Origin of the sequence: Guptibacillus hwajinpoensis (assembly GCF_005144865.1) — a bacterium.
GTDB classification, from domain to species: domain Bacteria; phylum Bacillota; class Bacilli; order Bacillales; family Guptibacillaceae; genus Guptibacillus; species Guptibacillus hwajinpoensis_A.
In genome coordinates this window covers 138,813-160,524 of the sequence record NZ_SWFM01000002.1, presented here as the reverse complement: position 1 = coordinate 160,524, position 21,712 = coordinate 138,813, and the positions used below count along the sequence as shown (strand labels likewise).

Annotated in this window: 19 protein-coding genes; 4 read left to right on the top strand and 15 right to left on the bottom strand. The window is 43.2% G+C overall.

Annotated features, from left to right (window positions below; all coding sequences use genetic code 11):
- Positions 1-6: 6 nt before the first annotated feature.
- From FBF83_RS08185 to FBF83_RS08155, 7 genes are all read right to left on the bottom strand, one after another.
- The gene (locus tag FBF83_RS08185; RefSeq protein ID WP_136947146.1) at positions 7-621 is read right to left on the bottom strand and encodes a TetR/AcrR family transcriptional regulator; all 615 of its coding nucleotides are present in this window, start codon (positions 619-621) and stop codon (positions 7-9) included.
- Positions 608-1,606 carry a methylmalonyl Co-A mutase-associated GTPase MeaB gene (gene meaB / locus FBF83_RS08180; protein WP_136946678.1) on the bottom strand — a complete coding sequence of 333 codons (999 nt, stop codon included), beginning with the start codon at positions 1,604-1,606 and terminating at the stop codon, positions 608-610. Before meaB ends, FBF83_RS08185 begins: the two co-directional genes overlap by 14 nt.
- Before the next feature lie 14 nt (positions 1,607-1,620).
- On the bottom strand, positions 1,621-2,763 hold the full coding sequence (locus tag FBF83_RS08175; RefSeq protein ID WP_048311336.1) for an acyl-CoA dehydrogenase: 1,143 nt from the start codon (positions 2,761-2,763) through the stop codon (positions 1,621-1,623).
- A gap of 371 nt (positions 2,764-3,134) precedes the next feature.
- Complete coding sequence (locus FBF83_RS08170; RefSeq protein ID WP_136946677.1) at positions 3,135-4,277, bottom strand: acyl-CoA dehydrogenase; 1,143 nt, start codon at positions 4,275-4,277, stop codon at positions 3,135-3,137.
- A gap of 20 nt (positions 4,278-4,297) precedes the next feature.
- Positions 4,298-5,152, bottom strand: a complete 855-nt coding sequence (locus FBF83_RS08165; protein ID WP_136947145.1) for a 3-hydroxybutyryl-CoA dehydrogenase — start codon at positions 5,150-5,152, stop codon at positions 4,298-4,300.
- Between the two features lie 14 nt (positions 5,153-5,166).
- Positions 5,167-6,345, bottom strand: coding sequence for an acetyl-CoA C-acetyltransferase (locus tag FBF83_RS08160; RefSeq protein ID WP_136946676.1), 1,179 nt, complete (start codon positions 6,343-6,345; stop codon positions 5,167-5,169).
- A gap of 160 nt (positions 6,346-6,505) precedes the next feature.
- Entirely contained in the window at positions 6,506-8,614 is a 2,109-nt protein-coding gene (locus FBF83_RS08155; protein WP_136946675.1) for a (Fe-S)-binding protein, read from the bottom strand.
- Positions 8,615-8,851: 237 nt separating this feature from the next.
- Between FBF83_RS08155 and cls the strand changes: the two genes are divergently transcribed.
- Both cls and uvsE read left to right on the top strand, forming a co-directional pair.
- Positions 8,852-10,039 carry a cardiolipin synthase gene (gene cls / locus FBF83_RS08150; RefSeq protein WP_136946674.1) on the top strand — a complete coding sequence of 396 codons (1,188 nt, stop codon included), beginning with the start codon at positions 8,852-8,854 and terminating at the stop codon, positions 10,037-10,039.
- Between the two features lie 81 nt (positions 10,040-10,120).
- Positions 10,121-11,077: a UV DNA damage repair endonuclease UvsE gene (gene uvsE, locus FBF83_RS08145; RefSeq protein WP_136946673.1), complete on the top strand. Its 957-nt coding sequence runs from the start codon at positions 10,121-10,123 to the stop codon at positions 11,075-11,077.
- A gap of 9 nt (positions 11,078-11,086) precedes the next feature.
- On the opposite strand, the gene FBF83_RS08140 is transcribed toward uvsE, so the two are convergent.
- The 6 genes from FBF83_RS08140 to bacA all read right to left on the bottom strand — a co-directional run bounded on the left by FBF83_RS08140 (position 11,087) and on the right by bacA (position 16,697).
- Entirely contained in the window at positions 11,087-11,257 is a 171-nt protein-coding gene (locus FBF83_RS08140; protein ID WP_136946672.1) for a XapX domain-containing protein, read from the bottom strand.
- A gap of 295 nt (positions 11,258-11,552) precedes the next feature.
- Positions 11,553-13,214, bottom strand: coding sequence for an arginine--tRNA ligase (gene argS, locus FBF83_RS08135; RefSeq protein ID WP_136946671.1), 1,662 nt, complete (start codon positions 13,212-13,214; stop codon positions 11,553-11,555).
- A complete protein-coding gene (locus FBF83_RS08130; RefSeq protein ID WP_136946670.1) occupies positions 13,211-13,636 on the bottom strand; it encodes a DUF1934 domain-containing protein in 426 nt (141 codons plus the stop codon). The genes argS and FBF83_RS08130 overlap by 4 nt, the downstream gene beginning before the upstream one ends.
- A 174-nt stretch (positions 13,637-13,810) precedes the next feature.
- Complete coding sequence (gene speB / locus FBF83_RS08125; protein ID WP_136947144.1) at positions 13,811-14,689, bottom strand: agmatinase; 879 nt, start codon at positions 14,687-14,689, stop codon at positions 13,811-13,813.
- 7 nt (positions 14,690-14,696) lie between these two features.
- On the bottom strand, positions 14,697-15,524 hold the full coding sequence (gene speE / locus FBF83_RS08120) for a polyamine aminopropyltransferase (RefSeq protein ID WP_136946669.1): 828 nt from the start codon (positions 15,522-15,524) through the stop codon (positions 14,697-14,699).
- A 387-nt stretch (positions 15,525-15,911) separates the two neighbouring features.
- Positions 15,912-16,697 carry an undecaprenyl-diphosphate phosphatase gene (bacA, locus tag FBF83_RS08115; protein WP_136947143.1) on the bottom strand — a complete coding sequence of 262 codons (786 nt, stop codon included), beginning with the start codon at positions 16,695-16,697 and terminating at the stop codon, positions 15,912-15,914.
- Positions 16,698-16,921: 224 nt separating this feature from the next.
- On the opposite strand from bacA, the gene FBF83_RS08110 reads away from it, so the two are divergent.
- Positions 16,922-18,979: a transglycosylase domain-containing protein gene (locus tag FBF83_RS08110; RefSeq protein ID WP_136946668.1), complete on the top strand. Its 2,058-nt coding sequence runs from the start codon at positions 16,922-16,924 to the stop codon at positions 18,977-18,979.
- 29 nt (positions 18,980-19,008) lie between these two features.
- Here FBF83_RS08110 and FBF83_RS08105 read toward each other — a convergent pair whose 3' ends face one another.
- A complete protein-coding gene (locus FBF83_RS08105; RefSeq protein ID WP_240688032.1) occupies positions 19,009-19,257 on the bottom strand; it encodes a DUF2164 domain-containing protein in 249 nt (82 codons plus the stop codon).
- Between the two features lie 401 nt (positions 19,258-19,658).
- A complete protein-coding gene (locus FBF83_RS08100; RefSeq protein WP_136946666.1) occupies positions 19,659-20,186 on the bottom strand; it encodes a YwhD family protein in 528 nt (175 codons plus the stop codon).
- 187 nt (positions 20,187-20,373) lie between these two features.
- On the opposite strand from FBF83_RS08100, the gene FBF83_RS08095 reads away from it, so the two are divergent.
- A complete protein-coding gene (locus tag FBF83_RS08095; RefSeq protein ID WP_136946665.1) occupies positions 20,374-21,690 on the top strand; it encodes an NCS2 family permease in 1,317 nt (438 codons plus the stop codon).
- The last annotated feature ends 22 nt before the right edge of the window (positions 21,691-21,712 follow it).

Here is a 21,712-nt window from a genome sequence, read left to right as displayed (position 1 = left end):
CCTCCCCTAAACGTTATTTGCTTCTACAGGATTCAGTGCTTGAATGAGAAAAGCTTCCTGCATCTTTGCGTATTCATCTATTGAATAATGAGACCGTAGCGCCCAGCGCCTGAACACCCACATCTGTCCTTGGACGAGAATATTGTGAGCAGCTCCGTAAATTTCATCATCTGAGAGATTAAGCTTTCCTTCTGCCACGCACTCTTCAATCAGCTTCTCGAAAATTTCGGCCATCCCAAGTTCTTTCTTCAACACATATGGAAGGGTTTCACGTGGAAGGGACTTTGCTTCCTGATACATGACAAGCACTTCATCCTGCATATCATCCATCACATGATAAAACGCATGAAGGGCCTGCCTTAACCGGTCAATTCCAGTAATATTCGGCTTCAATTGCTCTTCTAGACGTTCGCGAACTTCATCGTAAATGCTGTCACAAACGAGATACAGCACATCTTCTTTTTTGCGAATGTATTCATACAGCGTTCCGATGCTGAATCCAGCCGCACGTGCGATTTCTCTCGTTGTTGTACGGTGAAATCCCTTTTCTTTAAAAAGGGACACCGCTGCCTTAATCATTTGTTCACGTCTTTTCTGGATGAGCTTTTCATCCTTCACCATCGAAGGAACGTTCTTTTTCACCTTCCCATCCCCTTCCTCTTAGCGTTTGTCGACCAACATAATCCTCAAGCAGCCGAACCGCCGCTGAGTAAGGGTCAACTGAACCACTTGTCACTTCTTCGATCCAGCTTTTATCGCGAGATTCTTCTTGTTCAACGAGCTTTTTCATCATTTCCGCATGAACAACTTCAATGACTTCACGTTCAAGCGACGTCTTTCGTCTCGCCTCTCGCTCACCTGACTGCTTGCTGTATGCAAAGTGTTCCTGAATCTTCTCCCAGAGTTCCTCAAGACCTTCACTTCTTACAGAAACGGTTTTGACAATTGGCGGACGCCACGGCGCATCATGTTTCACAATATCAAGCATGCTTTCAAGCTCGGCTAGTAACTTCGGCACCCCTGACAAATCCGCCTTATTCACAACAAAAAGATCCGCAATTTCCATAATACCGGCTTTGAACACTTGAACGACATCGCCACTACCAGGATTCAACACGACCGCAATCGTATCAGCAATTTTCATAATATCGAGTTCTGATTGGCCAACTCCAACGGTTTCAATTAAAATGACGTCGAATCCAAACGCATCCATCAGTCGAACCGTTTCTTTCGTTGTACGTGATAAGCCACCAAGACTTCCTCTCGTTCCCATGCTACGGATGAAAACGCCAGGATCAGTAAAATGCTCCGCCATCCGCACCCGATCTCCGAGAAGAGCACCGCCGCTAAATGGGCTCGTTGGGTCGACCGCTACTACACCAACGGTTAACCCCTGTTTCCTAAGGTAAGTAATAAGCCTGTTAACGAGCGAGCTTTTACCAGCACCCGGCGATCCCGTCATCCCAATATAATGAGCGCGTCCTGTCATTGGATGGATATCCTTCAGCAGCTCTAGCTTTTCTTCCGAATCATTCTCAACAGTGCTAATCGCTTTCGCAAGCGCACGTTCATCCTGATTTGAAATTCGTTCTGCGAGTGGATGCATTGCTTTCACCCTTCTTAATCAGCCATCAACATTCTTGAAATAACAAGACGCTGAATTTCATTCGTTCCTTCGTAAATTTGCGTAATCTTTGCATCTCTCATATAACGCTCAACGGGATAGTCCTTCGTATAACCATAGCCACCAAACACTTGGACAGCTTCTGTTGTAACTTCCATTGAGATATCGCCAGCATACAATTTAGACATCGCTGATTCTTTGCCGTATGGAAGTCCCTGACTTTCCTTCCATGCTGCTTGATAAGTTAATAGTCTTGCAGCTTCGATTTTCGTTGCCATATCAGCAAGCTTGAAACCAATTCCCTGGTTCTCACCGATTGGTTTACCGAACTGCTTACGCTCTTTCGCATATGCCGTTGCTGCATCAAGTGCACCCTGTGCAATTCCCACTGCCTGAGCTGCAATTCCGTTACGACCACCATCGAGTGTTTTCATCGCAATCTTGAAGCCCTGTCCTTCATCGCCAAGACGATTTTCAACTGGCACACGGCAATCTTCGAAAATAATTTCTAGTGTTGGAGATGAACGAATGCCAAGCTTTTTCTCCTTTTTACCCATTGAGAATCCTGGCGTATCTTTTTCAACAATAAATGCCGTAATCCCCTTATGACGCTTTTCTTTATCTGTTTGAGCAAACACAATATAAATATCAGCTTCGCCACCGTTTGTGATAAAGATTTTCGATCCGTTCAAAATGTAATCATCGCCATCAAGTTTAGCCGTCGTCTTCATGCCACCTGCATCCGATCCTGATCCGGGTTCAGTTAGGCCATATGCTCCCATTAGCTTTCCTTCTGCCATCGGACGAAGGAATTTCTGCTTCTGCTCTTCCGTTCCAAATGCATTCACAGGCCAGCCAGCAAGAGACGTGTGAGCAGAAAGCGTAACTCCTGTAGACGCACATACGCGAGATAGCTCTTCAACTGCAATCACATAACTTAAATAGTCAGACCCAATGCCACCATACTCTTCAGACCACGGGATGCCCGTTAAACCAAGCTCAGCCATTTGTTCAAACAGGTTGCGGTCGAAACGCTCTTCTTCATCACGTTCTGCAGCTGTTGGTTCAACTTCCTTTCTCGCAAAGTCGCGCACCATTTTACGTAGCATTTCATGTTCTTCTGATAGTTGGAAATTCATATGATTTCTCTCCTTTTGGTGGTTTGGACAATAAAATGAGATTTTGGACAATATATCTCGAATTTGGCTAATAAAAATGAAATTTGGCTAATATATCTGATTTTTGGACAATAAAACGGGTTTTTCCGGCTATGCTGATCCAGCTGCAGTGACCAGGGTCTCGATCGCTTCACCTCACAACTCGAACACAAAAGGCGTGTTCAATTTGTGAGGCTCCAGCGCTTGTCGACCCTAAACGGCCACCTCCGCTTTTCTTTAAATCCAGCTGCGACTCGCAGAAACTCCGATATTTCACTCTTTCACAGGAACACAAAAAGCGTGTTACCATTCAAGAGTTCCAATATCTCCGTTTCTGAACGCTCGTCTCCGCTTTACTTCATCAGGTTCCTACTTATCACGATTTTCTGTATTTCACTTGTGCCTTCGTAGATTTCGCATACTTTTGCGTCTCTAAAGAGGCGCTCGACTGGGTAATCTTTTGTGTAACCATATCCGCCGTAGACTTGGACGGCTTCGATTGATGCTTTGACAGCTGCTTTGGATGCGAAGAGCTTCGCCATCGATACTTCCTGCATGCACGGGGTGCCGTGGTTCTTTAGATCTGCTGCACGATAGGTTAGTAGTTTCGCAGCTTCTACATCCGTTGCCATATCAGCGAGTTTGAAGCCAAGCCCCTGGTTCTGACCGATTGGCTTACCAAACTGCTCGCGTTCTTTGGCGTAGGCTGTTGCATATTCCAATGCCGCTTCTGCAATTCCAAGGGATTGTGCAGCGATCCCGATTCTGCCGCTTTCAAGGTTCGCCATCGCAATTTTGAAGCCCTGACCTTCTTCACCAAGACGATTCTCAACTGGAACACGGCAGTCTTCGAAAATGATTTCTACAGTGTTTGATCCGTTTAGTCCCATCTTCTTTTCCTTTTTGCCTACGCTAAATCCAGGCATATCACGTTCGATAATAAAAGCTGTTACACCTTTACTTCCTTTTTCATCTGGATTCGTGCGTGCGAAAGTAACATACGTATCAGCTTCGCCACCGTTTGTAATGAAAATTTTCGAACCGTTCAAAATATAGTGATCACCATCACGAACTGCACGTGTTTTCATACTACTCGCATCTGAACCTGAACTCGGTTCTGTTAGAGCAAATGCTCCGAGATATTCGCCTGTCGCAAGTTTTGGAACGTATTTCTGTTTCTGCTCTTCCGTTCCAAATGAAAGGATCGGCAATGTGCCAACAGATGTATGAACGGAAAGAATTACCCCAACCGTTGCACTCACTTTGGATAGTTCATGAATTGCGATGATATAAGAGGTATAATCCATCTCAGCGCCATCATAGGCTTCTGGAATAGGGATACCCATTAATCCAAGCTCACCCATTCGCTTGATCAGTTCGCGTGGGAATCGATCCGTCTCTTCCATTTCCTCAACGATTGGCGCAATTTCTTTCTCAGCAAAATCACGGACCATCTTCTGCATCATCTTTTGCTCTTCCGTAAATACAAGCTCCATGCTCGTTCCCCCTCTTGGTGTTAATCCTGGTATTGGTAGAAGCCTCTTCCTGTCTTACGTCCGAGCCAGCCGGCTTTCACATACTTACGAAGAAGCGGGCATGGGCGGTATTTATCGTCGCCAAATCCTTCTTGGAGCGTTTCCATAATATAAAGACAAGTATCTAGACCGATAAAATCAGCGAGCGTTAGCGGCCCCATTGGATGATTCATTCCTAGCTTCATCACGCTATCGATATCCTCAGGAGACGAAACACCTTCATACACTGTATAAATAGCTTCGTTAATCATTGGCATCAAGATCCGATTGGATACAAAACCAGGGAAGTCATTTACTTCAACTGCTGTTTTCCCGAGGTCCACCGCTAATTTCTCAACTGCCTGATAGCTTTCATCTGTCGTCGCTAGGCCACGAATGATTTCAACGAGTTTCATAACAGGAACCGGATTCATGAAATGCATCCCGATTACTTTCTCAGGGCGTTTAGTAGCTGCAGCGATTTCCGTGATTGGAAGTGATGATGTATTCGTTGCAAGTATCGTATGCTCTGGTGCGATTTCATCAAGGCGCGCGAAGAGGTTTCCTTTCACTTCCATGTTTTCAACTGCTGCTTCAATAACAATATCTACGTGCTTCGCATCGTGAATATCTGTTGTTGCCTTCAGTCTTTCCATCGTTCCGTTTAGGTCGTCCTGTGTGATTCGCTCTTTAGAAACTTGTTTTGAAAGGTTTTTCTCAATTCTTTCAAGTCCTTTATCGATATACTCTTGCTTTAGATCGTTTAAATAGACCATGTATCCGGATGCTGCGCATACTTGTGCAATCCCTGCACCCATTTGTCCTGCACCGATCACCATAATTGTTTTGATTTCCATCATCATTCCGCCTCCTATACTTGAACCATAATTGCGTCACCCTGGCCGCCACCGCTGCAAATTGCTGCAATGCCGATCCCACCGCCACGTCTTTTTAATTCATGGATAAGTGTAATTAGAATTCTCGCTCCACTTGCACCAATGGGATGCCCGAGTGCGACTGCACCGCCGTGCACATTCACTTTTTCTTCATCAAGGGAAGCGATTTTGCCACTCGTTAATGCAACTGCTGCAAAAGCTTCGTTGATTTCGAAAAGGTCAATCTCTTCAAGCGTCTTGCCTGTTTTCTTCAAAAGTTCATTGATGACGAGACCAGGCGTTTTCGGGAAATCTTTTGCTTCCACGGCGATTGCTGTATGAGCTAGAATGGTTGCCATCACTTCTTTGCCTTCCTTAACAGCACGATCTTCAGACATGAGGACAAGCGCCCCAGCTCCGTCGTTTACGCCAGGTGCATTTCCTGCTGTAATCGTTCCATCTGCACCAAAGACAGGCTTCAGCTTGCTTAATTGTTCAGGCGTTGTGCCTTTTCGCGGTGCTTCATCGTGTTCAACAACAAGTGGATCACCTTTACGCTGTGGTACTTCAACCGGAACGATTTCCTCAGCGAAAATGCCTTCTTCCATTGCTTTCACCGCACGCTCCTGACTTCTAGATGCCCAGCGATCCTGTTCTTCTCTTGAGACTTCATACTCTTCTGCAGTTGTATTTCCGTATACACCCATATGACAGCCATCAAACGAACAAGTAAGCCCATCATGAACCATCAAGTCAACAATCTGCTTATCTCCCATTCGCATGCCCCAGCGTGCATCTTTCATGATGTAAGGGGCATTGCTCATAGATTCCATACCACCGGCCACAATCACTTCTTCATCCCCTGAACGGATGATTTGATCACCGAGCGTCACACTGCGCAGTCCTGATGCACACACCTTATTAATCGTTTCCGTTTTCACTTCCCATGGAATACCTGCGTGTCTAGCAGCTTGACGAGAAGGGATTTGCCCCTGACCTCCTTGAAGTACAGAACCCATAATCACTTCACCAACAGAAGCAGGATCAACACCTGCACGCTTCAACGCTTCTTTAATCGCTGTTCCACCGAGCTGTGATGCTTCGATTGACTTCAATGCCCCACCAAACTTACCAAATGGCGTTCTTACTCCACTGACAATGACTGTTTTTCCCATTCGAAAAACCTCCTCCGGTTATTGTAAACGCTATCATAATAGGTTAAAACACGACTGAACGCTCGCTCAGCTTATCTACAAAGCGACAAAGGAAAGAGCTCATACAGGTTGTAAAAAACCTGCATAAGCTAACCCTTTGAAGAAACTTCTTTCTATCAACTTATTGAACAACTGCTTCTTTTTGAACAATTGAACGTTCTAGAATTTCTACAATATCAAGTGTCGCTACTTCTTCTTCTACTTCTTTCGCTTTCGTTCCATCGCTCATCATCGTTAAGCAATATGGACACGCGCTTCCGATTACAGAAGGTTTTACACTAAGTGCCTGCTCAGTTCGAGTTACGTTGATGCGAGAACCAGTGTCTTCCTCTGTCCACATCAATCCGCCACCAGCTCCACAGCACATACCGTTTTCACGGTTACGATCCATCTCGATTACTTCTACACCAGGAATGCTACGTAGAATTTCGCGTGGTGGATCATAAACTTCATTGTATCGGCCGAGGTAACAAGAATCATGATACGTAATTCTCTCGTTTACTTCGTGCTTCGGCTTCAGTTTTCCTTCTTTAATCCAGTCGTACAATAACTCTGTATGGTGATATACCTCTGCTTCAAGTCCAAATTCCGGATACTCGTTTTTCAATGAGTTATAAGCATGAGGATCGATCGTAACAATCTTTGTGATGTTATGTTTCTGGAAAGTTTCAATATTCTTTTGTGCAAGATCCTGGAATAGGAACTCGTTCCCAACACGTCTTGGCGTATCGCCTGAGTTCTTCTCCTTATTACCAAGAATTGCGAATGAAATGCCTGCTTCGTTCATGATTTTAGCGAAGGAAGCTGCAATCTTCTGGCTACGGTTATCATAAGATCCCATTGAGCCAACCCAGAAGAGGTACTCAAACTCTTCACCAGCTTTTTCTTTCTCTTTCACAGTAGGTACAACGATATCATCACGCATATCGCGCCAGTTCTCACGCTCTTTACGGCTAATGCCCCACGGATTGCCTTGGCGTTCGATATTTGTAATTGCACGCTGTACATCGCTATCCATCTTCCCTTCCATTAGGACAAGGTGACGACGCATATCAATGATCTTATCAACGTGTTCGTTCTCAACTGGACACTGATCTTCACAGTTACGGCAAGTCGTACAAGCCCAGATCTCTTCTTCAGTGATAACGTTACCAATTAACTCATCACTGACAAGTCCTTCAGCTGCTGCTGCCGTCTCTTGCTGGCCACGCGATTGATAAGCAATCTGGTTTCCTGCTGTATTTGAAAAAGCATAAGCAGGTACCCAAGGCGTTCTTGATGTAACAGCTGCACCTTTTTCAGTTAAATGATCACGAAGCTTAACGATTAAATCCATTGGTGAAAGAATTTTACCTGTTGCAGTTGCTGGACACATGTTTGTACATCTGCCACATTCAACACAAGCGTATAGATCAACAAGCTGCTTCTGATTAAAGTCTTCAATCTTATTCACACCGTACTCTTCTTGACTCTCATCTTCGAAATCGATCGATGCAAGCTGACCGACTTTGTTCGTACGACCAAGAAATACGTTAACAGGTCCAGCAATTAAGTGTGCGTGCTTAGACTGCGGTACGTATACCATGAACGTTAGGAGTACAAGGAGGTGAATCCACCAGAAGAAGAAAAACAGTGCAATTGCAGCTGTCTCATTAATCCAGGAAAAGAGAAATGCAATTCCTGAAGCGACAGGTGCACTCCATGAATATTCAAGGTCATGCCAGAGTATTTCCATTCCATTTCCAAATAGTACTGAAATCATTAATAGTCCGATAAATAAAAGCACGAGTCCTGCTTTGAATCCTTTTTTCAACCTTGCAATCGCTTCGATATAACGGCGATAAAATGCCCAAACAACGGCTGTCAGAATCATAAGCGTTACGAGTTCTTGAAAGAACGTAAACGCTGGATATAAAGGTCCAAGAGGAAGATGTGATCCCGGCGATAGACCTTTAATAACCATGTCAATCGCACCGAATTGAACAAGAAGGAAACCGTAGAACATCATCACATGGATCGTTCCACTCTTCTTATCTTTTAGTAATTTCTTTTGCCCGAATACTTTGACCAGAATCGCTTCTAGTCGTTCTTTCATGGAATGATCAAATTCTGCTTTCTTTCCTAGCTTAATGTATTCATACCTTGTTTTCACAACATAACCAAACAAAGAGAACGCGTAAGCGGTTACAAGAATGAAAGCAATCCAGTTGGCGATCAATAAAGCATCCATGTTGGCAAACCTCTCCTTTCATGTCATTCCTTCTTGTTAGCACGCTTTACGATATCTGATCGGCGTCGGATGAACAGATCATTTATGAAAACGCTTTAAGTCAGAATGAAAGTAATTTTCTGACTACAGTATAACACAAAACAAACTGAATGAGCATTCAGTCAGAGAAATATTTTTACTTTTTTCTAATTTAGGACAAACTAAGACAACTAAAAAGATCGATCGGAGGGTTAAAGAATGGGATTGATACTTACAATCGTACTAGCTGCTTTGATTTGGGTTACGTTTGATCTCATTCTAGGATCAAAAAAACGTCGAGAGACGCCCTCTTCCTCTCAGTTAAAAATGAACGGAAATATCGAATTTGTGGCTGACGGTGAGGACTTTTTTCAAATGCTCCTTGATGATATTAAAGGCGCAAAACAACATATTCATATGATGTTTTATATTTTTAGAGACGATGAAACCGGGATGGAGTTCATTCAACAACTCTGTCAGAAGGCGACTTCAGGGGTAAGTGTCTACGTTCTCGCTGATTACGTTGGAAGTCATGGCCTTAAAAAATCGACAATAGAACAGATGACTTCATGCGGTATTCATTTTTCTTATTCTCGGAAAATCTATTTCCCTTCCATATTTTCAACATTAAACGAACGAAACCATCGTAAAATCACTGTTATTGATGGAAGCATTGGATACGTTGGGGGATTTAACGTAGGTGATGAATACGCTGGGAAGAAACCGAAATTTGGTTATTGGAGAGACTATCATCTTTGTATTACTGGTGAAGCAGTGAACGCACTTCAACAGCAATTTCTAATTGATTGGGAAAAAGACAATCCACCTCTATTTGAAGATGACTCTTTCTATCCATCCTTACCACAGGGCAAAACAACCATTCAGTTTCATATTACCAACGGGAGCGAAGTAAAAGAATCGTTTGCAAGCTATATTGATCAGGCTACTACCTCCATCATCATTGGTTCGCCCTACTTTATTCCTGGTGAGATGGTACAAAAAAGCCTTGTTGATGCGATCCAGCGAGGTGTGTCAGTTAAACTGATTCTTCCAATGAGAGCCGATCACCCCCTGGTTAAGGAAGCTTCTTACCGATATTTAGTCGAGCTAATTGAAGAAGGCGGCGAGGTTTATCAATATATGAACGGGTTTTATCACGCAAAGGTGATGATTATTGATGATAAAATTTGCGATATTGGGACAGCTAATTTTGATCAGCGAAGTTTTCATATTAATGGAGAAATCAATTGTATATTTGAAAGTCCGGAGGTTCTTGCTCAGATTATGGAAGTAATTAATCGTGACTTCATCCAATCAGAACGTCTTGATCTAGCGCGTCTTAAAAAGCGGACAATAAGCAACAGGTTAATTAGTCCATTTGCTCAACTCTTCAGCCCGTTCCTGTAGAAAGGATGTGCCATGAGCCGTTTGATTTCAGTGCTGGAGGGAATAAAACATGAGACACAACAGAGAAAGGAATGCCATGCTATGCAACTGCGTTTCGGCTATGTTTCTAATGCTCTTGCCCTCTATGAAGCGTCACCTGCTAGAACGATGACGTTTGCAAGTTGGTCAAAGCTCTCAAAAGAGGAGAGGGAAACGAAGCTTCACTCGATTACAGATACAAATCTCACAAGTACACTTAGAGCGCTTCATTATAATATTGCTCATGAAATCGAATTATATCGCATGTCTTCTTCCATCGTTCCCCTTGCTACTCATCCAGAAGCAACGTGGGATTACATAACACCTTTTCGTGATAAATTTAAGGAAATAGGTGACCTTGTTAAAAAGCATAAACTCCGCGTTAGCTTTCATCCCAATCAATTCACGTTATTTACAAGCCCGAAGCAACACGTAACAGATAATGCGATTGGTGACCTTGATTATCATGTTGCCATGCTGCAAGCAATGGGACTCGATAAGCGCGCGATTACAAACATTCATATAGGTGGAGCGTACGGAGATAAAGAAGAAACACTCAAGCGCTTCTACAAAAATTTCGAAACCATTCCAGAACCCATTCGATCGCACGTTACACTTGAAAACGATGATAAAACATACAATGCCTTAGAAACACTTGAGACGTGTGAGCGAATAGGAGTCCCGTTCATATTTGATTACCATCATCATATGGCCAATCCCGGTGACGGGCTTCCAGAAGATTTTTTGGAGCGTGTGCACAAGACTTGGAAATCACATAACATACGACCAAAATTCCATCTCTCATCACCTAAGTCGGAAAATGCTTATCGCAGCCACTCAGATTACGTAGATCAGGAGTTTGCCCTCCCTTTCATCAAAATGTTGAAAGAGTATGGCGAAGACGCAGATATCATGATTGAAGCAAAGAAAAAAGACCTTGCGGCACTTCAACTTGTTGAAGATCTGTCAACAGTCCGTGGCGTCAAGCGTCTTAGTGGAGGGTCGCTTCTTTGGAAATAAGTGCTCTCCTTAAAGTGATAAATATCCAGAGAGCCAGGCATAAGCTTTGAATCCAAGGTAAATCCCCATAATCCCAGCAATTCCTGCAAACGCCGGAGGAGCTGGAATCGGTAGCTTTAAGAATGCAAAAACCAAGCCAACAATAAATCCAGTTAACGTTGCAATCAAAATCGTTTTCATTATATCGCTCCTTTCTTAAAGTATGACCGAATTAGGAAATGACTATAAAAAGCTTTTCATAATTACGTTATAGTAGTTGGGAGTGATTTCCGCTCCAGTGGGACTCGTCCCGCTAGTCCCGCAGGAGTCGAGCTCCTTCCGCTTCAATCGGCTAAGTGTGTGCTTTTCTAACACCTCACAAAACATCAATCTTTTATAAAGAAAAGCGATCGAGAACCTGGTCACTGCAGCTAGATCTGAAAACCGGAAGTGACCGAATAAAATCCCCTGTTGCTCTTGCAACAGGGGATTTTGGTTACATTTTTTCTGGTGCTGTTACGCCAATAATTTCTAGTGTGTTTTGAATCGTTTGGCGCACGGCTTTCATAAGTTTGAAACGTGCTGCACTTTTTGCAAGATCCTCAGAATCAAGCACGCGTTCGGCGTTGTAGAAACTGTGCAGTGCTGCAGCAAGTTCGAATGCATAGTTTGTAATGCGGTGCGTCATACGCTTATCCGCCGCATCAGAGATTGCTTCAGGAAGCTCTCCAAGCTTCTTCAGGAGATCCATTTCTTTCTCAGATGTAATAAGAGAAAGATCAGCGTCTTCTGTTAAGCCCATTTCTTCACCCTGACGAAGGATGCTGCATACGCGAGCGTGTGCGTACTGTACGTAATAAACAGGGTTTTCATTTGAACGTGATACGGCAAGGTCCATATCAAAATCAAGATGGGAGTCTGAACTTCTCATTGAGAAGAAATAGCGCATTGCGTCAATGCCAACTTCGTCCATCAATTCACGAAGGGTAACAGCTTTCCCTGTTCTCTTACTCATCTTCATTTTTTCGCCATCTTTAAACAGGTTAACCATTTGAATGATTTCAACTTCAAGCTGCTCACGCTTGTAACCGAGCGCTTCAATAGCCGCTTTCATTCTTGGAATATACCCGTGATGGTCAGCGCCCCAGATGTTGATCAGCTTATCGAATCCACGAGAAAGCTTATCCTGATGATAAGCGATATCTGGTGTTAGATACGTATATGAACCATCGCCTTTGATTAGTACGCGGTCTTTATCATCGCCGTAAGTTGTTGATCGGAACCACGTTGCGCCGTCCTGTTCAAACGTCTCACCACGGTCTTTTAATTTCGCAAGTACATCATCAATTTTACTCGACGCGTAAAGGGATGTTTCAGAGAACCAAACGTCGAATTCAACGCCAAATTCCTTCAAATCTTTTTTGAGCTTCTCAAGCTCACGCTCAAGACCATATTCGCGGAAATAAGCATAGCGCTCCTTATCATCAAGCTGAAGTAAGCGATCGCCTTCCTTTTCAACAAGATCTTTACCGAATTGAACAATATCCTGACCTTGGTAGCCGTCTTCAGGCATGTCCTTTTCTTTTCCTAGCGCCTGCATGTAACGTGCTTCTAAAGAAACAGTTAGGTTATGAATCTGGTTACCCGCATCGTTAATGTAGTATTCACGTGATACATCATATCCTGCGCGATCAAGAATATTACATAGCGTATCTCCGACAGCAGCTCCACGTGCATGTCCTAAATGCAAGCTACCTGTTGGATTCGCTGATACAAACTCCACCTGGATCTTCTCATTACGATTTGCTGATCGTCCGTACGCATTGCCATGATCAAGAATCGTTGGAATGAGTTCTGTTAGATATGCTGTATCCATGAAAAAGTTAATAAAGCCAGGTCCAGCAATATCAATTTGCTTAATGCCTGCTTTTTGCATATCAAGATTCGCTTTCAAATCCTCAGCAATCGCACGTGGCGCTTTCTTCGCAATTCGCGCTAGCTGCATCGCCATATTTGTCGCATAGTCACCGTGTGCCTTATCTTTTGGTGATTCTAGAATAACTTCTGGAATCTCACTTTCTGATGCAAGATTCGCCTTCAGGACGGCCTGCTTAATTTCTTCTTTTAACTGCTCTTTCTTTTGTTCAACACTATTCATTGACTTGCTCCTTTCCAGGTTAGCGTCAGTTCATGCCGCTGTGTTTCATCTTCTTCAAGGTATAGTAAATAGCGAAGCGTCAGACGTCCTTTGTTCTTCTCACGATCCACTAGCTGTTCAATACGTTCTGTACGAATCTGCATAGGCATAGAACCAAAAGGCGTTTTATAAAGAGACTCTGATACATGGCCAGGTGCAAACTGTTGGCGCATCGAGAGAGCTCCCCTTCGAATGACAGTCACTTGTTCTTGATCTATTTTAACAGTCGTTGAAACCTTACCAATTTCAAGGTCCTCTTCATAGCGTATATAAAGCGCCTCTCCCTTTTCAACAATGCTTCCGTTCACTGTTTGTTTCGATGAATCTTTCTGATTCCCTGACTCAATTCGGGAATCGATCTTTAATTCAAACTCACTACTCATTCTTTCACGTCCTAACTAAAGCTTTAACTTTCTTATTATAAGAAAAGCGAAGGTGGCTTGTCCACCCCCGACAAGCTTAAGGCAATTGCTTGGGCTAGACTTAAATGAAATATATCCCTACTCTTCCAATAAAAAAGAGACTGTATTCAAAATGAATACAGCCTCGGAACAATTTTATTTCTTGTCTGTCCAGCCTAGTAGCATCTCACGCATAAATTTGCTTGCCGCGATTGGGGTTTGTTCAGATGGATCATAAGCAGGTGCAACCTCTACTAAGTCAGCACCAACCACGTTCAAACCTGAGTTGGAAATAGCTGAAATGGCCTCAAGAAGCTCTTTAGACGTAATGCCTCCAGCTTCTGCAGTGCCTGTCCCAGGTGCATGCGCTGGATCAAGGACATCAATGTCGATCGTCACATACACATTGCGTCCTTCAAGCGATGGAAGAACCTTTTTAAGAGGCTCTGCCACTTCGAATTTGTGCATATGCATACCGGACTCTTTTGCGAACTGGAATTCTTCACGCATACCAGAGCGGATGCCGAACGAGTAAACATTCTCAGCACCAATCAACCCACAAATTTTACGAACTGGTGTGGAGTGAGAAAGCGGCTCCCCTTCATATTCCTCACGAAGATCCGCATGTGCATCAATATGAATGACTGCAAGATCGTCATACTTCTTATGGAAAGCTTTAAGAATCGGCCACGTAACAAGGTGCTCGCCACCCATTCCAAGTGGAAACTTACCAGCTTCAAGCAATGAATCGATATACTCTTCAATCATATCAATGCTCCGCTTTGGGTTGCCGAATGGAAGTGGAATATCGCCCGCATCGAAATAGCGAATCTCTTCAAGATGACGATCTGCATAAGGACTGTATTCCTCAAGTCCAAGTGAAGCTTCACGAATACGTCCCGGACCGAAACGAGAGCCAGGACGGAAGCTTACTGTCCAGTCCATTGGCATGCCGTATATGACCACGTTACTATCCTCGAAAGAAGGATTGCTTAGAATAAAAACATTACCTGAATAAGCTTCATCGAATTTCATGCTCATCTTATTTCACTAGATCCTGTACGAATTTAGGAAGCGCGAAGCATGCTGTGTGAAGCTCTTTTGTATAATACTTTGTATCAATGTCGTGGAAGCGACTTTCAGGGACTTCAAGCGGATCATTCTGTTTCGAACCGATTGTAAACGTCCATAGACCACTCGGATAAGTTGGGATGTTCGCTGTATAAACGCGAGTAATCGGGAAAATTTCTCTTACATCTCTTGATACTTGAGAAATCAAATCGGCTTTAAACCAAGGGTTGTCCGTTTGTGCAACGAAAATACCGTCTTCTTTTAGTGCTTTTGAGATGCCTTCATAGAATCCGCGCTCAAAAAGCTTAGCAGCAGGTCCAACTGGTTCAGTTGAATCGACCATGATTACATCATACTCCCCTTCGCTCTTTGCAATGTGCATAAAGCCATCGTCAACAAGCACTTCAACGCGCTCATCTTCAAGAGCTCCTGCAATCGAAGGAAGGTATTTCTTAGAGTATTCAATGACTTTGCCATCAATCTCAACAAGCGTTGCTTTTTCAACAGATGGATGCTTTAATACTTCGCGAATAACGCCTCCGTCACCGCCACCAACAACAAGCACATGTTTTGGATTAGGGTGTGTGAAAAGAGGTACGTGTGCAACCATTTCGTGATAGACAAATTCATCTTTCTCAGTTGTCATTACCATGCCATCAAGAACGAGCATGTTTCCGAATTCTTCTGTTTCAATCATATCAAGACGCTGAAAATCAGTTTGCTCTGTATGCAGCGTTTGTTTAATTTTAGCTGTAATACCGAAGCGTTCTGTTTGTTTTTCTGTATACCATAATTCCATTTAAACCACTCCTCTATTTCAATCTGCTATACTTCTCCGTTCCCGAATCACATTCGTCCAAACAGGATTAGTATATTGCAAAAGAATCTATCTAAACAAAGCACAAGAAAAGTATAGTCGACTCGCGATAAAAAGCAAGAGAATTTTATATTTTCATTAAAAATGGGGGATTTCCGCTCCAGGATGCTCGCTTTCCGCGGGGTGGGCGGTGAGCCTCCTCGTCGCTAACGCTCCTGTGGGGTCTCACCTGTCCCGCTAATCCCGCAGGAGTCGAGCATCCTTCCGCTTCAATCAGCTATATTGAGTGGTTTTTTAAACAAAAGGCCTTCAATAACTAAAATCTTTTAGAAACGAAAATAGATTTTCTTCAAATATCGTGGATACCCCTTAGAAAAGAACCATCCATACAAAAAGAGCAAGCACGAATCGATAGATTGCAAATGGGATTAGGCGGACGCGTTCGATAAATTTGATAAATGTTACAATAGCAAAAAGTGCCACAAAAAAAGCTGTAAAGAACCCTGTCGCGAATATAGGTATATCAGACAATGCTAAGTACTGATAACTTTTCAATAAATCATATCCGCTTGCTGCAACCATCATTGGTACAGCCAGAATAAAGGAAAACTCTGCAGCTGTTTTGTGGTTTGTGCCAAGTAATACCCCACCGGAGATGGTGGCACCTGAACGAGAGAACCCTGGCCAAAGAGCAAGGCATTGGAACAGGCCAATCGAGAAAGCTTGGCGCAACGTGAGGTCGTCAAGACTAGCGCTAATTGGTGGACGCTTCCTGAGATCAGCTACAATCATTAACACACCGCCTACTACTAACCCAATGACAACTGTGTAAGGCGAGAATAAATAGGTTTTAATAAAACCGTGGAGGAGAAATCCAGCCGCTACAGCGGGAATCATTCCGAGTATAAGGTGAACGAGTGACAAACCACCTTGTTTTTTACCTGGCGAAAGCAGATCAATAAACCTCTTTCGATACATGACAACAACAGCAAGAATCGACCCAAGTTGAATGACAATCTCAAACGTTTTAGCTCTTTCACCTGTGAAATCCAACCAGTACCCAGTCAAAATAAGATGACCTGTTGATGATACGGGTAGAAATTCTGTTAACCCTTCAACAATACCTAGAATAATCGCAATGATCATTTCCATTATCGTCTCTCCCCTAGCGCAAAATAATAATAAGTATCCCACATTCTTTAGGCAATAAGAATCCTACTAACAAAATAAAAGTAAGCTTACGTTCTCTCTTACTTCATCCTATTCACAAATTGGACAAATATATTTCTCTACTGGTTAGAAGTTTATCTATTTAAGCGTTTAAGAGTTTCGCGATTGTCACATACTAGATTTAAAACGACGAATGTGGGGTGAACCACATGAAATGGCTTAAGGAAGAGCGATTCCAGTATTGGAGACGCTGGGGAATGCTTCTTGGTAGACTTATGATCATCGGTATTGTGTTGCTTGGGGTTTCATTCGGGTCTCTTTATTTGCTAGCTGTTATCATGGGCGCTCCAGAAATTCAGGTGCCACAAACAACGATTTATTATGATCATGATAAAAACGTTATAGATGAGAGCAATAAAGAAGGACAAAATCGTTATTGGGTTAAACTTGATGATATCTCACCTAATTTGATTGACGCGACAATTGCAATTGAAGATCGGAATTTCTATACTCACTCTGGTTTTGATTTCAAACGAATTGGCGGTGCGATCCTAGCTGATCTAAAAGCGATGGCAAAAGTACAAGGGGCAAGCACGATTACACAGCAATACGCGCGTAATCTCTTTCTCGAGCACGATAAGACGTGGAAACGAAAAGCTGTAGAAGCTTTCTATGCTTATCGACTTGAGGTTCATTACTCCAAAAAAGATATTCTTGAAGGTTATTTAAATACAATCTATTATGGTCACGGATCATATGGTATTGAATCGGCAGCAAGAACATATTTCGGTAAATCAGCTCAAGATCTTACACTTGCAGAAGCCGCGATGCTTGCGGGAGTTCCAAAAGGCCCTGGTTATTACTCACCTTATGCTAATGCGGAACGCGCAAAGAATCGTCAAGAAACGGTGCTTGACGCAATGGTAGCGAATCATTCATTAAATCAAGATGAAGCACAGCAAGCTCTGCAAGAAAACATGGCCTTGCAGGCATTTAATGAAGATACCGAGCCAGAAATCGCTCCTTATTTTGCAGCAGAGGTGAAAAAGGAACTTAAATCAAAGCTAGCGCTTGATGAGCGGGTAATTGAACAAGGTGGCCTTCACGTTTATACGACGCTTGATACTGATATGCAAAAAAAGGCGGATCGATGGGTTGCTTCAAGCATTGACAAGGATAGTAACATTCAAGCGGCGCTTGTAGCGATGGAGCCAACAACCGGTGCAGTAAAAGCACTAATTGGTGGGCGGGATTACGAAGAAAGTAAGTTTAATCGCGCAACAATGGCAAAGCGTACGCCTGGTTCGACTTTTAAACCGCTTCTTTATTATGCGGCTATCAAAAATGGGTTTACACCATCTACTCTCGTTCGAAGTGAACCAACAACGTTCTACTATGATAATGATAAAGAAACATACTCACCGCACAATTACGGAGATGCGTATGCAAACGATGAGATCACCCTTGCTCAAGCATTAGCGCTCTCAGACAATATTGTGGCAGTGAAGACACACATGTTTCTCGAAGAAAAAACGCTCGTGAAGACAGCAGAAGATTTTGGAATTAAAAGTAAGCTCTCTCCTATTCCATCTCTTGCACTTGGAACAAAGCCAGTCGGTATGTTGGAAATGGCTGACGCCTACAGTATGCTTGCGAACGGCGGGAATAGTGTTACACCGCACTATATCGAGAAAGTAACGGACCGAGATGGGAAAGTGATTTATCAGCATGAGTCCCAATCTGAACTCATTCTAGATCCAGCAGTTGCCTTCGTCACAACGGATATGATGAAAGGAATTTTCGATGAATCATTGAACGACTACACACGTGTAACAGGTTCAGGAATAGACCATTTGCTAACACGTCCAGCAGCAGCCAAAACAGGTACGACATCAACCGATAGCTGGATGGTTGGATTCACACCGCAACTTACCACTGCTGTATGGGTTGGATATGATAAAGGTGAGAAGTTAAATTATCGTAACGACGGATTATATGCTAAGAAGATTTGGGCAAATTTCATAGAGGATGCACTAGAGGGGGAAGAAGTTCTTGATTTCGAGCCTCCCAAAAATGTCATTGCTGTGGATATTGACCCGCAAACTGGTTTACTCGCAAGTGAAAATTGCCCAACCAAACGTCTAACTTATTATATAGAAGGAACCGAACCACACGAGCACTGCGCAGATCATCCAGGAGGAGCTACTGAAGAAGATAGAAAAACCCACAAAGGACTTCTCGATCGATTTTTCCATTGGATTAGATAGTCATAACGGACGCCAAATGGCGTCCGTTATTATCTTCCTACCTCAGATTTCTTAAGGGCTTCTAGATCCTGTTCAATGCTCATCCATTTTTGTTCTGTCATCGAGATCGCATCTGAGATACCAGCATTGTAAAGTGTTGGGCCTATGTCTGACATAATAAAATGTAGAAAGTTCTCTGCAGCAAGCTCACCGATTTCTTCATCACGCTCGTCATAGAAATAAGACTGAATTCGCTCGACTAGCTCTTTCTTTTTCTCTCTAGGAATCTGTTTCCACATCACACTCATCCTTTCTGTGTTTTTTCTGGGCTTTGTTTCGATAAAGTGTTGATTTCCGCTCCAGGATGCTCGCTTTCCGCGGGGCGGGCGGTGAGCCTCCTCGTAGCTAACGCTCCTGTGGGGTCTCACCTGTCCCGCTAGTCCCGCAGGAGTCGAGCATCCTTCCACTCCAATCAGCTAAATGTGGTTCTTTTTCAAAACCAACCTCTCTTCAAACAACGTCCTCATAGAAACAGTTCTTCAGCTTGTAAGCGTTATTATTTCAATAACCAGAACAGCCCGAGGAAAGATTCCTCGGGCCGTTTTGGGTCCTAGCTATATGTGTTGCGTATAAATAAGTTTACGCTCAGTTTTCTAAAACCTCAAGACCTTTTATCATATATTCAAAAAACAAATTAAAGTTAGTCTTGAAGTCCCAGTTTTACTTCATCACTTGAACGCTCATACACATCTTTATCAAATTCAATTAAATAATCACGTAGCATCTTTTTGGATTTGGCATCCATGTGGTCAACCACAACTTTACCTTTCATGGATTTATCCATGTTGTTTACGTGTTCAGGCATGCTTTTCCAAGCGCGTTTCGCTTCAGCGTTAAGAAAGAACTCACATGCTCCAATTCCGTAATAGTGAGGACCATCCTCAGTTCTTTGCAGCGTTACCCAAACAATCCATGCCGTATGTCCATCGGGTACTTCTTCACGAGTCTTCACAAGCTTCTTCCGTTTCTCAAGAGCGCTTCTTGCATGAAGTGCACCAACGTCCACATATATCTCGTCTGTTGTTGGGTCAATAATAACAGGCGACACGTTATCAAGGTTTATTGTACCAACGCCATATCCGCCGTGCCCATCCGTCGAGTCACCGCTTAGAATATTAAAGCCTGTTGAAGGCTTCTTTTTCGGCTTTTTCTCTTCTTCGTTTGCCATTATTCTCTACCTCCTTCAATCACAAATCTCCGTTATCATTTTATCACAATTAATCCATTGTATTCATCCAGTAGCTTTCGTGACTGATATAGCAGCTCATGACAAATTCCCTCTTGTCAAAAGAGTCGTTTACGAATATTATAGTATTTGTGCCAAAAAAATGTTCGTATTTATTGGAGGTATTATCATGTTTAACTCCTTTTTTAGATTAAAAGAGAATGGAACTAACGTTAAAACAGAATTCCTTGCAGGACTGACTACGTTCCTGACAATGGTATATATCGTCATCGTAAACCCAATTATCCTCTCGTCAACAGGCGTACCGTTCGATACGGTATTTATCGCAACCATCATTGCAGCTGTTGTAGGTACACTATGGATGGGATTATTCGCTAACTATCCAATTGCTATTGCACCCGGCATGGGCTTGAATGCTTACTTTGCCTTCTCAGTTGTTGGTGGACAAAGCGGCGTCTCTTACCAAGTAGCTTTTGGAGCCGTCTTTATCGCTGGACTGCTTTTCATCATTCTTTCATTAACACCTTTCCGTGAAAAGCTGATTGAAGCAATTCCCACTAATCTAAAGCTCGGAATTACAGCAGGTATCGGTCTTTTCATCGCGTTTATCGGACTTCGCATGACAGGTATTATTGTTGCGGATAAAGAGAACCTTGTTGGACTTGGCGATTTGCATTCACCAGCGGTCATTCTTGCACTATCTGGATTGATCATCACACTGATCCTGATGGCACGTAATGTGCCTGGAGCGCTTTTCTTCGGTATGATTATAACAGCCCTTATTGCTGTTTTCACAGGACAGCTTGAATTTAAAGATGGCTTTATGAACACGCCAAGTGCACCTGAATTCTTCATCTTTGGTAGCCCACTTCAAGCGATCAAAGATATGATTGAATATGGACTCTACGCTGTTGTGTTCTCGTTCTTACTAGTTACATTATTTGATACCACTGGAACAATGGTTGGTGTTGCTGAACAAGCTGGCTTAATGAAGGGCAAGAAGATGCCGCGTGCTCGTCAGGCACTACTTGCTGACTCAATTGGTACGACGATCGGAGCGATCTTTGGAACTAGCCCAACAAGCGCCTACATCGAATCGTCATCAGGCGTTGCTGCTGGAGGTAGAACAGGCTTAACATCCGTCGTTGTTGCTGCCTTATTCATCGTATCAGCATTTTTCGGTCCACTTGTTGGCTCGCTATCAGGTCTTGCAGCAATCACTGCCCCGACGCTTATTATAGTCGGAAGCTTGATGATCGGAGCTGTCGGCAAAATCGACTGGACCGAATTTGATGAGGCATTTCCTGCTTTCCTAATTATCTTGACGATGCCACTTACAGCTAGTATCGCAACAGGTATTGCGCTTGGTTTCATTACTTATCCGATTCTTAAAATTGTTAAGGGAAAATGGCGCGAAGTTCATCCACTGCTCTATCTTTTCGCTGTTCTTTTCTTCTATCAACTCGCATTTCTACCACATGCGTAATAACACGTTCTGCTCTTTCATA

What these genes read in the sequence shown, in the direction of transcription:
- FBF83_RS08185 (WP_136947146.1), bottom strand. Translation starts at nt 621, where the DNA reads ATGGTGAAGGATGAAAAGCTCATCCAGAAAAGACGTGAACAAATGATT.
- meaB (WP_136946678.1), bottom strand. Translation starts at nt 1,606, where the DNA reads ATGCATCCACTCGCAGAACGAATTTCAAATCAGGATGAACGTGCGCTT.
- FBF83_RS08175 (WP_048311336.1), bottom strand. Translation starts at nt 2,763, where the DNA reads ATGAATTTCCAACTATCAGAAGAACATGAAATGCTACGTAAAATGGTG.
- FBF83_RS08170 (WP_136946677.1), bottom strand. Translation starts at nt 4,277, where the DNA reads ATGGAGCTTGTATTTACGGAAGAGCAAAAGATGATGCAGAAGATGGTC.
- FBF83_RS08165 (WP_136947145.1), bottom strand. Translation starts at nt 5,152, where the DNA reads ATGGAAATCAAAACAATTATGGTGATCGGTGCAGGACAAATGGGTGCA.
- FBF83_RS08160 (WP_136946676.1), bottom strand. Translation starts at nt 6,345, where the DNA reads ATGGGAAAAACAGTCATTGTCAGTGGAGTAAGAACGCCATTTGGTAAG.
- FBF83_RS08155 (WP_136946675.1), bottom strand. Translation starts at nt 8,614, where the DNA reads ATGGATGCTTTATTGATCGCCAACTGGATTGCTTTCATTCTTGTAACC.
- cls (WP_136946674.1), top strand. Translation starts at nt 8,852, where the DNA reads ATGGGATTGATACTTACAATCGTACTAGCTGCTTTGATTTGGGTTACG.
- uvsE (WP_136946673.1), top strand. Translation starts at nt 10,121, where the DNA reads ATGCAACTGCGTTTCGGCTATGTTTCTAATGCTCTTGCCCTCTATGAA.
- FBF83_RS08140 (WP_136946672.1), bottom strand. Translation starts at nt 11,257, where the DNA reads ATGAAAACGATTTTGATTGCAACGTTAACTGGATTTATTGTTGGCTTG.
- argS (WP_136946671.1), bottom strand. Translation starts at nt 13,214, where the DNA reads ATGAATAGTGTTGAACAAAAGAAAGAGCAGTTAAAAGAAGAAATTAAG.
- FBF83_RS08130 (WP_136946670.1), bottom strand. Translation starts at nt 13,636, where the DNA reads ATGAGTAGTGAGTTTGAATTAAAGATCGATTCCCGAATTGAGTCAGGG.
- speB (WP_136947144.1), bottom strand. Translation starts at nt 14,689, where the DNA reads ATGAAATTCGATGAAGCTTATTCAGGTAATGTTTTTATTCTAAGCAAT.
- speE (WP_136946669.1), bottom strand. Translation starts at nt 15,524, where the DNA reads ATGGAATTATGGTATACAGAAAAACAAACAGAACGCTTCGGTATTACA.
- FBF83_RS08110 (WP_136946668.1), top strand. Translation starts at nt 16,922, where the DNA reads ATGAAATGGCTTAAGGAAGAGCGATTCCAGTATTGGAGACGCTGGGGA.
- FBF83_RS08105 (WP_240688032.1), bottom strand. Translation starts at nt 19,257, where the DNA reads ATGTGGAAACAGATTCCTAGAGAGAAAAAGAAAGAGCTAGTCGAGCGA.
- FBF83_RS08100 (WP_136946666.1), bottom strand. Translation starts at nt 20,186, where the DNA reads ATGGCAAACGAAGAAGAGAAAAAGCCGAAAAAGAAGCCTTCAACAGGC.
- FBF83_RS08095 (WP_136946665.1), top strand. Translation starts at nt 20,374, where the DNA reads ATGTTTAACTCCTTTTTTAGATTAAAAGAGAATGGAACTAACGTTAAA.